Source organism: Thalassococcus lentus (assembly GCF_028023555.1).
In the GTDB taxonomy this organism is placed as follows: domain Bacteria; phylum Pseudomonadota; class Alphaproteobacteria; order Rhodobacterales; family Rhodobacteraceae; genus Thalassococcus_A; species Thalassococcus_A lentus.
This window is the reverse complement of the sequence record NZ_JAQIOY010000008.1, coordinates 90,297-103,886: the sequence shown is the minus strand read 5'-3', so window position 1 is coordinate 103,886 and position 13,590 is coordinate 90,297. Positions and strand designations below refer to the sequence as shown.

At 57.4% G+C, this 13,590-nt stretch carries 13 protein-coding genes; 1 reads left to right on the top strand and 12 read right to left on the bottom strand.

All coding sequences use genetic code 11. The features are described from left to right. Positions 1-4: 4 nt before the first annotated feature. From PFY00_RS16310 to PFY00_RS16285, 6 genes are all read right to left on the bottom strand, one after another. Positions 5-880, bottom strand: a complete 876-nt coding sequence (locus PFY00_RS16310; protein WP_271433656.1) for a DMT family transporter — start codon at positions 878-880, stop codon at positions 5-7. Positions 881-1,032: 152 nt separating this feature from the next. Continuing rightward, positions 1,033-2,148: a site-specific DNA-methyltransferase gene (locus tag PFY00_RS16305; protein WP_271433655.1), complete on the bottom strand. Its 1,116-nt coding sequence runs from the start codon at positions 2,146-2,148 to the stop codon at positions 1,033-1,035. Between the two features lie 89 nt (positions 2,149-2,237). Beyond that, on the bottom strand, positions 2,238-2,864 hold the full coding sequence (locus PFY00_RS16300) for a ribonuclease HII (protein WP_271433654.1): 627 nt from the start codon (positions 2,862-2,864) through the stop codon (positions 2,238-2,240). Positions 2,865-3,029: 165 nt separating this feature from the next. After that, a complete protein-coding gene (groL, locus tag PFY00_RS16295) occupies positions 3,030-4,673 on the bottom strand; it encodes a chaperonin GroEL (protein ID WP_271433653.1) in 1,644 nt (547 codons plus the stop codon). 69 nt (positions 4,674-4,742) lie between these two features. Next, on the bottom strand, positions 4,743-5,030 hold the full coding sequence (locus tag PFY00_RS16290) for a co-chaperone GroES (protein WP_271433652.1): 288 nt from the start codon (positions 5,028-5,030) through the stop codon (positions 4,743-4,745). Positions 5,031-5,208: 178 nt separating this feature from the next. After that, positions 5,209-5,880 (bottom strand): DUF2161 domain-containing phosphodiesterase, encoded by a 672-nt coding sequence (locus tag PFY00_RS16285; RefSeq protein ID WP_271433651.1) that lies wholly within the window; start codon positions 5,878-5,880, stop codon positions 5,209-5,211. Positions 5,881-5,963: 83 nt separating this feature from the next. Between PFY00_RS16285 and PFY00_RS16280 the strand changes: the two genes are divergently transcribed. Continuing rightward, positions 5,964-6,968 carry a TraB/GumN family protein gene (locus tag PFY00_RS16280; protein WP_271433650.1) on the top strand — a complete coding sequence of 335 codons (1,005 nt, stop codon included), beginning with the start codon at positions 5,964-5,966 and terminating at the stop codon, positions 6,966-6,968. 20 nt (positions 6,969-6,988) lie between these two features. Here PFY00_RS16280 and PFY00_RS16275 read toward each other — a convergent pair whose 3' ends face one another. The 6 genes from PFY00_RS16275 to PFY00_RS16250 all read right to left on the bottom strand — a co-directional run bounded on the left by PFY00_RS16275 (position 6,989) and on the right by PFY00_RS16250 (position 13,584). Next, complete coding sequence (locus PFY00_RS16275; RefSeq protein ID WP_271433649.1) at positions 6,989-9,010, bottom strand: M3 family metallopeptidase; 2,022 nt, start codon at positions 9,008-9,010, stop codon at positions 6,989-6,991. A 96-nt stretch (positions 9,011-9,106) separates the two neighbouring features. After that, complete coding sequence (locus tag PFY00_RS16270; protein ID WP_271433648.1) at positions 9,107-10,171, bottom strand: HesA/MoeB/ThiF family protein; 1,065 nt, start codon at positions 10,169-10,171, stop codon at positions 9,107-9,109. Further along, entirely contained in the window at positions 10,171-10,647 is a 477-nt protein-coding gene (gene dut, locus PFY00_RS16265; protein ID WP_271433647.1) for a dUTP diphosphatase, read from the bottom strand. The genes PFY00_RS16270 and dut overlap by 1 nt, the downstream gene beginning before the upstream one ends. A 16-nt stretch (positions 10,648-10,663) precedes the next feature. Beyond that, complete coding sequence (gene coaBC / locus PFY00_RS16260; RefSeq protein WP_271433646.1) at positions 10,664-11,857, bottom strand: bifunctional phosphopantothenoylcysteine decarboxylase/phosphopantothenate--cysteine ligase CoaBC; 1,194 nt, start codon at positions 11,855-11,857, stop codon at positions 10,664-10,666. A 69-nt stretch (positions 11,858-11,926) separates the two neighbouring features. Further along, positions 11,927-12,709: a ChaN family lipoprotein gene (locus PFY00_RS16255; RefSeq protein ID WP_271433645.1), complete on the bottom strand. Its 783-nt coding sequence runs from the start codon at positions 12,707-12,709 to the stop codon at positions 11,927-11,929. Continuing rightward, positions 12,706-13,584 carry an RNA polymerase factor sigma-32 gene (locus tag PFY00_RS16250; RefSeq protein ID WP_271433644.1) on the bottom strand — a complete coding sequence of 293 codons (879 nt, stop codon included), beginning with the start codon at positions 13,582-13,584 and terminating at the stop codon, positions 12,706-12,708. The genes PFY00_RS16255 and PFY00_RS16250 overlap by 4 nt, the downstream gene beginning before the upstream one ends. Positions 13,585-13,590: the final 6 nt, after the last annotated feature.

The window sequence follows — 13,590 nt, the reverse complement described above, 5'->3', positions numbered from 1 at the left end:
TATGTCAGCGCTGCGTGCCTTGGATCTTTGAAAGCTGCACGGCCAGAATACCCGCTGCAATGACGGCCACCCCGACCAGATCCAACGGTCCCAATGCCTCGCCCAACAGCAGAGCCGCAATCGCGACTCCGAAAAACGGGTTGAGAAAGTGGAACGTTGCGGCCCGAACGGCCCCGACGCGGTTGACCAAAATAAACCAGACGAACGTCGCTGCCAAACCGGGCACCAGAGTCGTGTAGGCAAAAGCCAGCACGAGCGTCCAAGACCAGTTGATCTCCAGGGTTTCCAGCAGGCCCGCAAAGGGAAACAGCACTGCGCTGCCTACAAGCATCTGCAAGCCAACCACCATCAGAAAGTTACCGCCGGAAATCGCACCGCGCACGGCCAGGGTCGCAACCGTCAGAGCGACCACGCCGATCACGCACAGGATCAGACCAAAGCCATCAACACCGCCGCCGAACCGCGTCCCCATGATCATGGCAACGCCAATGACGCCCGCAATCAAACCCGCAACGGCGAGCGGCTTGGGCTTTTCGCTGAAAAACGCCCAGCCAGCCAGCGCCACGAGCAAAGGCATGGTCGACGCAATGATCGCGGCCAGCGATGCTTCGATGGTTTGCATGGCGACAAAATTCAGACCCAGGTACAGAGCATTCTGGCAAATGCCAAAGATGATCGTTGCGCGCCACTGTGCCGGAGTCAATTTCCAGCTCTGCCCAAGTGCGCGGGCTATGATTACAGCCAGCAATCCCGAAATCAGAAACCGCAGTGCCAAAGCAGACAATGGCGGCGCCGCAGCGACGATGATCCGCGCCGAGGTGAAAGCCGAGGACCACATCACCGCGAAAGCGAGGCCCATGAAAATTGCACGGATATCCATGCCTTGGGTTTAGACCCGCAGGTGGCGGCTGTGAAGACATCTTTGCCCAGCAACCGAAAAAGCCCCGCCTGACCAGCAGGCGGGGTTAGTTAGTGCCTCTGCATGTGGCGAGGCACCGGCGGTGTTCAGAAAACTTTGGGTGGGGTCGCGGCCTAGTTCGGCCGCTCGCTCATTTCAGACCGGATTTGCTGGCGCAGAACGTCGATCGGCACAGTTTTGCCATCGCGTTTAAAGCACCAGTAGGTCCAGCCATTGCAGCTCGGCGCGCCTTCGAGGGCGGCACCAACCTGATGGATCGAGCCTTTGACATCGTCCCCGATCAGCGTGCCGTCAGCGCGCACCTTGACCTTGTGACGACCATTCATGCTCATCAACTCTTCGCCCGGACGCAGCATGCCGCGTTCAACCAGTTGGCCGAAGGGCACGCGTGGTTCGGCGCGTTTTGATTGCGTGACTTCCAGCGCAGCCTTATCAAAGCGGCGGATGTTATCGATGCGCTTTTGTGCGACCTTGCGATAGGCTTCTTCGCGCTCGATCCCGATCCAGTCGCGACCCAGCATCTTGGCAACCGCACCGGTCGTGCCTGTACCAAAGAATGGGTCAAGAACCACATCTCCGGGTTTGGTGGATCCGACAAGCACACGATGCAGAAGCGAATGAGGTTTTTGCGTTGGATGGGCTTTGTCGCCACTTTCATCCTTGAGCCGCTCGCCACCGTTGCAGATAGGCAGGACCCAATCAGAGCGCATTTGAATGCCCTCGTTGAGCGCCTTCAGCGCCTCGTAGTTGAAGGTGTATTTCGCACCCTCAGACTTCGATGCCCAGATCATCGTTTCATGCGCATTGGTAAACCGTTTACCACGGAAGTTCGGCATTGGGTTGGATTTGCGCCAAACCACATCGTTCAGGATCCAGAACCCTGCATCCTGCATGGCGCTGCCGACCCGAAAGATGTTGTGATAGGAGCCGATTACCCAAATTGCCCCGTCGGGTTTGAGCAATCGGCGTGCCGCTTTGAGCCAGTCCTGGGTGAATCTGTCATATGCGGCAAAACTGGAAAACTGATCCCAATGATCGTCCACGGCATCAACCCGCGAATTGTCAGGCCGATGCAAGTCGCCTTTCAATTGAAGGTTGTATGGAGGATCCGCGAAAATTAGGTCAACCGAACCTTCGGGAAGACTGTTCATCACGTCGATGCAGTCCCCTTCCAGAATCGTGTTGAGAGGGAGCGCTTCGGCGCTCTTCAGCTTGGTCATTTTTGTCATTCTCTGCCTCTGTCCCCGGCGTGTTTTCACGCTCAGTTGTTGAGACGAATCTGATTCAAAGCCGAATCGCGGTCAATTGTTATTTTGAATCAATCAGTTGAGTTTTTCACTTGCCACAAGATATCGTGCACCGGCTTAAAGGAACGTCTATGGTGTGGGGTTACCCCAAGATTTCGAAGTGCAGATTTGTGACATTTTGTAGGATATCCGGCGTTCGTTTCCCAACCATACCCGGGATACTGTTGCGCGTTCATTTTCATGACATGATCCCGCCATGTTTTGGCCACAATTGACGCCGCCGCAATGGAAGGTGATTTGCCGTCACCCTTGATTATGGTTGTAGCGGGACAGGGCAAATCGGGTGGCAATCGGTTGCCATCGATCAACAGATGATCCGGTTTTTGAGACAGACCGGCGATGGCGCGCCGCATGGCAAGATAGGTTGCCTGCAAGATATTGATCTGATCGATCTCTGCCACGCTCGCCTCTGCGATCGAAACAACGGCCTGAGCGTGGATCACCTCGGCCAGAGCCTCACGCCGCGCGGCGTTCAACTTCTTCGAGTCGTTCAGCCCCTCTGGCAGGGCTTCACGGTCCAGAATGACCGCTGCAGCAACGACCGGCCCAGCCAGAGGTCCGCGCCCCACTTCATCGACACCCGCAATCCAGCGCGCGCCCTTGGCGTACTCAGCATCTTCGTAGGCCATGGTGAGCATGGTTGGTCCTTTCGTTGTTCTGCCTGACCCTATGAGGGCCTCAGAAAAAGGAAAAGGGCGCCCGGATCGAGCGCCCTTTCCAAACTTTCTGCGGTTGGGGCCGCGCACGCCTTTCTATCCGAAAAGCGCGAGCAGCCCGCAATCACGACCCTTACGGTGTCGTGATTACATCATGCCGCCCATGCCGCCCATGTCGGGCATGCCGCCGCCAGCAGCCGCGCCTTCTTTGGCCGGCTTGTCAGCGACCATGGCTTCGGTGGTGATCAGCAGACCAGCAACCGATGCCGCGTCCTGCAGAGCAGTGCGCACAACTTTGGCTGGGTCGATCACGCCGAATGCGAACATGTCACCATATTCTTCGGTCTGAGCGTTAAAGCCAAAGGAAGTGTCGTCGCTCTCGCGGATTTTGCCCGCAACAACCGAACCGTCAACACCGGAGTTTTCGGCGATCTGGCGCAGAGGTGCTTCGATGGCTTTGCGAATGATGCTGATACCAACGTTCTGGTCAGAGTTTGCACCTTCAACACCATCGAGCGACTTGCCGCCTTGGATCAGGGCAACACCGCCACCGACGACAACGCCTTCCTGCACAGCAGCGCGGGTTGCGTTCAGAGCATCGTCAACACGATCCTTACGCTCTTTTACTTCCACTTCGGACATGCCGCCGACGCGGATAACGGCAACACCACCGGCCAGCTTGGCCACGCGCTCTTGCAGCTTTTCACGGTCGTAATCGGAAGTTGTCTCTTCGATCTGAGTACGGATCTGGGAAACACGTGCTTCGATTTCGGCCTTCTCACCAGCGCCATCAACGATGGTGGTTTCGTCCTTGGTGATCTGAACCTTCTTGGCGGTGCCAAGCATGTCCATTGTGACGTTTTCCAGCTTCATGCCGAGATCGTCCGAGATCAGCTGACCACCGGTCAGGATCGCGATGTCCTGCAGCATCGCCTTGCGACGATCGCCGAAACCAGGTGCCTTAACGGCTGCAATCTTCAGGCCGCCACGCAGCTTGTTGACCACGAGTGTCGCCAGCGCTTCGCCTTCCACGTCTTCGGCAATGATCAGCAGCGGCTTTTGCGATTGGATCACGGACTCGAGCAGTGGAACCATTGGCTGCAGCGAAGAGAGTTTCTTCTCGTGCAGCAGGATCATGCAGTCATCAAGCTCTGCAATCATCTTGTCAGGGTTGGTGACAAAGTATGGGCTCAGGTAACCACGGTCGAACTGCATGCCTTCGACAACATCGGTTTCTGTTTCCAGACCCTTGTTTTCTTCGACGGTGATAACACCCTCGTTGCCGACTTTCTGCATCGCGTCAGCAATCTGACGGCCGATTTCAGCTTCGCCGTTTGCCGAGATGGTGCCGACCTGTGCAACTTCGTCAGAATCTTTGACTTCGCGTGCGGCCGACTTGATCGCGTCTACGACTTTGGCTGTCGCCATGTCGATGCCGCGCTTCAGGTCCATCGGGTTCATGCCAGCGGCAACCGACTTCATGCCTTCGCGAACGATCGCCTGAGCAAGAACAGTTGCAGTCGTGGTGCCGTCACCGGCCTCATCGTTGGTGCGGGAAGCAACTTCCTTCACCATCTGAGCGCCCATGTTCTCGAACTTGTCTTCCAGTTCGATTTCCTTGGCAACGGAAACACCGTCCTTGGTGATGCGCGGTGCGCCGAAGGACTTGTCCAGAACCACGTTACGGCCTTTGGGGCCGAGGGTCACTTTGACCGCGTCGGCCAGGATGTTCACACCCTTGAGCATCTTGCCGCGGGCTTCTGTATCGAATTTGACGTCCTTTGCAGACATATCGATCTCTCCTGAATTTCAGTATTTAGTTTAGAAAGCAGTGTGACGGGCAAAAAACCCGTCCATCCATCAGGCGATGATGCCGAGGATGTCGCTCTCTTTCATGATCAGCAGCTCTTCACCGTCGACGGTGACTTCTGTGCCGGACCACTTGCCGAACAGAACCTTGTCTCCTGCGGACACAGCCATTGCGATCAGTTCGCCGCTGTCTTTGCGGGCGCCTTCGCCACAAGCAACGATTTCACCTTCTGCAGGCTTTTCCTTAGCGCTGTCGGGAATGATCAGACCGCCGGCGGTCTTCTCGTCGCTTTCCACACGGCGCACCAGCACACGGTCATGAAGCGGTTTGAATGCCATCTTTGTAGCTCCTAGCTCAAAGTTTCTCTAACTGGACCCCTCGCTCCCCGAAGGATCGTTATCACTCACCAAGGGCGAGTGCTAACGGCGCATAGCTAGGGACCACGCGAGGGTGAGTCAACAACCCTTTTAGGGAAATTTTTCGCTGCGCCGCAGCATTATCAGGGTAATGAAGAAGTCAGTCTTCTTCCCAACTTCCGGCCCAGTCGACCAAACCCTGACGTCCGGCCTGTGTCAGCCCGTATATCCCGGTTTCAACCTTTTCAAACCAGCCATAGTGGTTGTCACGCATTATTCGGGTGGCTGCTGGAACGCCCGTCGCTTTTGCGACGATGGCACCTTTTTCCGGCCCTGTTTCGACAAGATACACAGCACAGCGCAAAGCATCCTGCCGATAGGCCGTGACCAGACCATGCCGCGTTGCACCGCCTTCATTGGGATCGCCGCGAAGTCGCTCAAATTCACGCAGCAGTCTGTCCTTGCGGCGTTTATTCTTTCGCGGCGCATATGGACCGGGATCACAATGCACTTCGGCGCGTCCATCAGGTCGCACGGTAATGAACCCGATTCCGAGGCGGCGACATAGTCCCAGATTGTCCTTAAGCGCCCTGCGCGCGGTCTTGCCGGTTGGCTTTGGCACCGCGATATAGACGTCGTCGGTCATGCTCAGGCGGGCCACCGCCTGATGAAACAACGCCAAAGTTATCCGCAGCTTGAGCTCGACAATAACGGGCGGCTGATCATCACGGACCGCCACAAGGTCTGCCGCCCCGACTTCGCCCTTCACAGAATAGCCCTGCGCCTCCAACAGACGCTTGACCGGCCCATAAAGTTCGCTTTCCCGTTTCATTTGTATAGCTTCTCCTGCCAGAACGGGCTTTGCAACGGGGCTTGGCGTGCATAGATTTGCGTCACACTCAGCCGGAGCAGTTCATGACGCCATTTTTACGTATCGCAAGTGCGGTTACTTTTCTTTTTCTGGGCGCGACCAGCCCGGCATGGTCTGTCTGTGCTGGCGATGATCTCAGGCAGAGCCTGACCGAGGCGGAAGCGACAGCGCTGGATGCCGCACTCAAGGACAAACCCTACCCCATTGGGAACCATTGGCGCGCCACGAAAGAGGACAAAGTCGTTCACCTGATCGGAACCATGCACCTGGACGACCCCCGTTTCGACACGATTGTTCCGGGGCTGGCCCCGATCGTGGAAACGGCGGATCTTTTGATGTTGGAGATGACCGACACCGAAGAAGAACAACTCAAGGCATCTCTGCAATCAGACCCCAGTCTCTTGATCCTGCAAGACACCAGCCTGCCCGAACTGATGGGCGACGAAGACTGGGCATTGCTGTCAGACGCCATGCGCGCGCGTTCGATGCCGCCCTTCATGGCCGCCAAATTTCAGCCTTGGTACGTTTCCATGCTTCTCAGCATTCCAACGTGCATGAGCCTGACAGACGCAGAAAGCGGTGGGTTGGATTCGCGGCTCGAATCCATTGCTGATGAGGCCGGTGTTCCCAAGGTCGCGCTCGAACCTTTTGAAACCGGGTTCAAAGCTTTTGCTTCTGTCTCGCTTGATACTCAAATTTCCATGCTGCGCGCTTCGCTGACGGCGCCCGACGCAAACGAGGATTTGTTTGCAACGATGCTGGCGGCCTATTTCGACGAAGAGAATGCGGCCAGCTGGGAACTGTCGATGGTACTCGCGCCACGTTTGTCCCCGCTGTCTGAAACAGAGAACGAGGCGATCTTTTCAACCATGAACCAAATGCTTCTGGTTCAGAGAAACCGAGCATGGATACCCGAAATCCTGAGCGCCCTGGATGGATCACAGGGACATGTGGTGGCCGCGTTTGGCGCGGCGCACCTTGCTGGAAACGATGGTGTATTGGCCTTGCTGGAACAAGAAGGTTTCAGCCTGACCCGGATGCCGTTTTAGAGACGCTTGGGGTTTGGCGGTTAGGCCGCCAGACCCCGCCCTTTCAGCAGCGCGTCGACACCGGGCATCTTGCCCCGGAACTGCATATACAACGCTTCGGCCTCTTCAGACCCGCCTTTTGACAGGATGAAACGCTCCAGCTTGTCAGCCATTTCAGGGTCAAACGCGCCGCCTGCTTCCTCAAAGGCTGCAAATGCATCTGCATCCATGACTTCGGACCACATGTAGCTGTAGTAGCCCGAGCTATACCCGTCCCCGGCAAAGACATGAGCGAAGTGCGGCGTTGCATGGCGCATTGTGATCGCATGCGGCATACCCATCTCGGCCAGAACTTCGGCCTGCTTTTGCATGGGATCTGCGGGTGGATTGCCGGAATGAAACTCAAGGTCAACCATGGCAGAGGCCACATATTCGACGGTCTGGAACCCCATGTCGAACGTCGCCGCAGCCAGCACACTGTCCAGCAAGGACTGCGGCATAGGTTCGCCCGTTTCTGCATGGGTTGCAAATTCAGCCAGCACTTCCGGTACTTCCAGCCAATGTTCATAAAGCTGGCTGGGAAGTTCCACAAAGTCACGGGCGACCGAAGTGCCCGAAACTGAACCGAATTCCACGTCACTCAGCATCTGGTGCAGCGCATGCCCAAATTCATGGAACAAGGTTCGTGCATCGTCATAGGACAGCAACGCCGAACTGCCTTCGGACGGTTTGGCAAAATTGCACACGTTCACCACGATCGGGGCGCGGGCTTTGGGCCGTTTGGCCTGGCTCTGGAAAGCCGAGCACCAAGCACCCGAGCGTTTAGACGCGCGCGCAAAGTAATCACCGATAAAAACAGCCACGTGTTTGCCGTCACGGGTCACACCCCAAGCCCGGCAATCGGGATGGTACAGCGGGACATCCAATGCATTGAATTCCAGCCCAAACAGTCGCCCAGCGCAGGCAAAGCTGGCCTCGATCATCCGGTCGAGTTGCAGATATGGTTTCAGTTCTGCTTCATCCAAGTCATGCAGCGATTTTCTCCGCATTTCCGCATAGTACCGCCAGTCCCAAGGCTCCAACGGAGCTTGCAAGCCGTCCGAACGCAGCAATTCTTCCATCTCTGCCGCATCGCGAAGTGCCGCCGCTCGCGCCGGCTTCCAGACGTCCATCAACAAGGCCCGGACATTGTCCGGCGTGCCCGCCATTTCGGTCTCAAGCTTGAAATGCGCAAAGTCGGGGTAGCCCAGCAGTTCCGCACGCTCTTTGCGCAGAGCAAGCGTTTCTGCTGCCAGCTCACGGTTGTCCGTCTCGCCACCGTTTTCACCACGCATGACCCAGGCACGCCAGGCTTTCTGCCGCAATTCACGCTTTGGGCTGAACTGCAGGAATGGCACGATCAAGGACCGCGAAAGCGTGACAACCGGGCCAGTTTGCTCCAAGGCTTTGCCCGCTGACCGGGCAGCATCGACAACGAAGTCAGGCAGCTCCTCCAGATCATCTTCTGCCAGCGTCATGAACCAGTCGGATTCATCCTTGAGCAAGTTCTGGGTGAACTGCGTGCCCAACACGGCCAAGCGGGATTTGACGTCCTTCATCCGATCTGCTGCCTCGCCGGTCAGCGCTGCGCCTGAACGTACAAACCCACGGTGCGTCAGATAGAGAACCCTGCTTTCCTCTTCTGTCAGACCAAGCGTGTCACGACGCGCCCACAGGTCTTCTATCCGCGCAAACAATGCTGCATTCGAATAGATCGCCGAACTATGCGCTGCCAGTTTCGGACTGAATTCCCGCTGCAAAGCCTGCCGTGCGTCATTGCTGTCCGCCCCGGACACATTGAAAAACACACTCAAAACCTTGTCCAGCGCTTCGCCCGATCCTTCCATCGCCTCAATGGTATTGGCAAAGCTTGGCGTTTCAGCATTGCCAGCGATGGCTTCGATTTCCGCCAGATGCTCTTCAAGGGCGGCCTCGAAAGCAGGGGCAAAATCCTCATCTGAGATCTTCTCGAACGGGGGCAGATCAAACGGCGTATCCCAATCGGACAGCAGAGGGTTGGTCATCGGGTTCTCCTTACGGGTTTTGCCAGACCTATGATATGGCCCCACACGTTTCAATTGCCACCGGACGTCAGGGGACGGCGGGCGGGGCGATGCGCCCTAGGCGCGAGCGCCGTTCTGCCGATCCGCGCACACCGGGCACTCCGGGCGCGGCTTTAAACCGATCTTGCGGGTTTCTCCCCACAGCGCATCGTAGATCAACATGTCACCGCGCAAGGCCTGACCAGCCTCCGCAATGATTTTCACTGTCTCTACTGCCATCATCGAACCAATCACACCCGGAAGCGGGCCAAGCACCCCTGCCTCGGCACAGGACGGAGCCAGTTCAGCGGCCGGCGCTTTTTCAAAAATGCACTGGTAACACGGAGCACCATTGGCCGGATCAAATACGCTGATTTGCCCCTCCCATTGGCTCAAGGCACCGGAAACCAACGGCTTGTCCAGCTCTACTGCAAAACGATTGGCGAGATAGCGCGTATCGAAGTTGTCTGTGCCATCAAGGATGACATCATAGTCCGAGAACAGGTCTTTAGCGATATCATCCGACAGACGGCGTTTGTATGGCCGCACTTCAATATAGGGGTTAATGGATTTCATCCGCTGTTCCGCGGAAAAGACCTTTGGCATACCGATGGCATCGTCACTGTGCACCACCTGCCTTTGCAGGTTGCCGCTGTCGACAACGTCGTCGTCAATCACGCCAATCGTACCGACACCGGCGGCCGCCAGATACATCAAGGCCGGAGATCCAAGCCCACCTGCCCCAATCACAAGCACCCGCGCATCCTTGAGCCGTTTCTGGCCCGGACCGCCCAGTTCGCGCAGCACGATGTGACGTGCATAGCGTTCAAGCTCACCATCGGCGAAGGCACCTGTTTTTTTCTGGGGCGCTTGTTCGGACAGCTTGTGATCGGCTTGCGTGCGCAGTCGTTTGATTATGGCCCCGTATCCTACGGCCAGACCGGTAAATCCTGCCAAGATCAGCCAAAGTGCGGGGCTTTCACCGGTGGCCAGTCGCACGGGGTGTCCATCGGGCAAAATCAGCTGCAAAGCCAGAACAAAGATGAACAACAGGCCAATCATGCAAAGCCGCGCATTGCGCGGGGCCTTCATCAGATGCCCGATGCCCCAAAGCATCGCTGCCAATCCAAGAACCAGGCCCATCAGCTCTTCCCTGTTGAACCGAACCCGCCGGCACCGCGATCAGTATCCGGTAGATTTTCCACGGCCTCAAACTCAGCCTGAACAACCGGCGCCACAACCAGTTGCGCGATCCTATCCCCGTGCTGCACAACAAAGGGGTCCGCTCCTGCGTTCATGACGATCACCCCCAGCGGACCGCGATAGTCGCTGTCGATCGTCCCGGGTGCATTTGGCAGCGTGATCCCATGCTTCAACGCAAGGCCAGAGCGCGGCCTGATCTGCGCTTCAAATCCGGCAGGAATCGCAATCCGCAAGCCCGTTGGCACGAGCGCGCGCGCACCGGGATCAAGCGTCAGACTGCCTTTGTCTGCAAAATTGGCGCGCAAGTCTGCGCCTGCCGCTCCGGCGGTTTCATACTGCGGCACACCAAGGGATTGGTCTGCCCCGTCGTCCCAGACAAACGTAATGGTCGTCACGTGGTCACCATTTCGGAACATGCCGGTTTGTAGATGATCATTTCAGCGCCTCGGCCACTCGCGAGGCCAATCGTTTTGCGACGTCCAGCTTGCCCATACGCGGCCATTCTTCTGCGCCTTGATCCGAAATCAGAACAACCGCATTTTCAGACCCACCCATAATCCCGGTTTCCGGGCTGACATCGTTTGCCATGATCCAATCGCAGCCCTTGCGCTTACGCTTGGCTGTTGCATGCGCAATCACGTCATCGGTTTCGGCGGCAAAGCCGACAACCAGTTGTGGGCGACCCTTTTTGAGCTGGGACACCTCAGCAAGGATGTCGGGATTTTCCGTAAAGGCGAGAGAGGGCAAGCCGTCCTTGGTTTTCTTGATCTTGGAGTCGGAAACACCGTCCACGCGCCAATCTGCCACCGCCGCGGCAAATATCCCGACTTCGACAGGAAGGGCTGACATCACAGCCTCATGCATTTGTTTTGCAGTCTCAACTTCCACAACCAATACGCCCTGCGGCCATGGCTCTGTGGCAGGGCCAGTAACAAAAACAACTTCCGCGCCAAGATCACGCAACGCCTGCGCGATGGCCGTACCTTGCGCTCCGGATGACCGGTTCGCGATATACCGCACCGGGTCGATCGGTTCATGCGTCGGACCGGATGTCACAAGAACGCGTTTGCCCCTCAGCGGACCGTCTTGCAAAGCTGTTTCAATCGCGCCGACTATTTCCATCGGTTCGGCCATCCGGCCGGGCCCATATTCACCACAGGCCATGTCACCCTCGTTTGGGCCAACAACGCTGACCCCATCAGCCCGCAAGGTGGCCAGATTGCGCTGGGTAGCGGGGTGTTCCCACATCCGTACATTCATGGACGGCGCAATCATGACCGGCGTGTCCGTTGCCAACAACAAGGTCGACGCGAGATCGTCAGCCTGCCCCGTCGCCATTTTGGCCATCAGGTCGGCCGTAGCGGGTGCGACAACAACCAGATCGGCAACGCGGCTCAGCTGGATGTGGCCCATTTCCGCCTCATCGGTCAGGTCAAAAAGGTCGGTGTAGACTTTCTCACCCGCAAGTGCCGACACGCTCAGCGGCGTAACGAATTCGGTTGCAGCACCTGTCAGAACAGGCGTCACGGATGCACCGCGCTCTCTAAGGCGGCGGATCAGGTCCAAGCCTTTGAACGCAGCGATGCCGCCGCCAAAGATCAACAATATCCGTCTACCGCTTAGCATCCTGCACTCCCATTTCTGGCATGACACTATGCGCGAGCAGGCACCCGCTGCAAGGGCGGACCGGTGCGGTTATTTGAACGCAGCACAAGGATCGTCGCGTTCAACATCTGACGCGATCTCGATCATATCGAAAGTGCCTGTCGGCGCGCCATGCGCCAACTCACCCTGCCCCAAGGCAGCTATACTCAGCTCAGGTGCGACGCGGCTAAGTGCAACCGGTGCGCCCCAATCGGTCCGCGCATGGCCATTTCCCGTGATCACAATCACCGAGCCGCCAGTTTTTTCACGCGCCTCCACGGCGGCACGTGCCAGAAACGCATCACGCAGCCGTTGAATGTCGACCATGACCGGCAGCATTTCCTGAGGCATTGCATCACAGTGGGCGGCCAGTTGAAGTGCCTCGCGTTCTTCCTGTTGATCGGCGGGAAGCGGTTCGGTCAGACCGTAAAGCCCAGCCTCATCACCAAAGATCGCTGTGACGCTTTCGGACATGACGCGCCGCGCTTCGCGTCGGGGTACCGCTGCGCCGAAATAGGCCGCATCTGGTGCTGCAGCAAATATCGGGTGGTACATCGAAAAATCCGGCCAGCCGGATTCTGACCAGCCCAGCGCAGCCTCGAGCTGGTCCTTATCTGCAATCAGTTCGGGTGTTACACGCGCGGCTTGTTCAGCGGTCAGCATTTCAAACACCAGAGCCGCAGGGCCGACCTCCGACACAATCTCGGCCTGCCGTTCGTGATGTGCGGGGTTGTCGTGCTGTTCCCCTAGGAACAGCACATCAGCATCAAATGCCACTTGCTCTGCGTGAACAGTCGGGGCGATCAGTAGAGCCGCGAGTGCAACATACTTCATGCGAGGAAGTGTTGCACCTCACGCGTCTGAGACTCAAGGGACTTGCGCATCTTGGCAAATGCAGCAGCTTCGAGCTGGCGCACGCGTTCCTTGGACAGGCCGAGCTCGTTTCCAAGACTTTCCAGCGTGCGGGACTCATCCCTCAGCTTGCGTTCGCGGACGATGAAACGCTCGCGCTCATTCAGCGCGCTCATCGCTTCAACAAGCCAATTGCGCAATTGCTCGCGATCATGGCTGTCCTCGACAATCTCGTCCGCCTGCGCGCTGTCATCCTCGAGCGCGTCAATCCATTCGCGGCCTTCATCTTCAGTCGATTGGGTCGCGTTCAGCGAATAGTCAGAACCGGACAAGCGGCCTTCCATCATTTCCACATCGTGCAAAGGCACACCAATCTCGGTCGAGATCATTTGGCGCAGCTGATGCCGATCAAGCGTTTCCCCGGCCGACGCGGCTTCACGCTCGATGCGTGCCTGTACCCGACGCATGTTGAAGAACAGCGACTTTTGGCTGCTGGTCGAACCGGTACGGACCATCGACCAATTGCGCATCACGTAGTCCTGAATGGATGCCTTGATCCACCATACTGCGTAGGTCGAAAAGCGAACACCGCGATCCGGATCAAATTTGTCTGCCGCTTTCATCAGCCCAAGGCCTGCCTCTTGGATCAGATCGTTCATGGGCGCACCATAGCGCTTGAACTTGGATGCCATGGAAATGGCCAGCCGCATGTACGCGGTAATCAGGCGGTGAAGAGCCGCTTCATCGCGCTGATCGCGCCATGCATAAGCGAGCCGCAATTCCGTCTCAGCATCAAGAAGTTCCGCCTTCATAGCGCGGCGGGACAGTGTCTGGTCGTTAAATCCGTCTAGTGCCATGGTCAC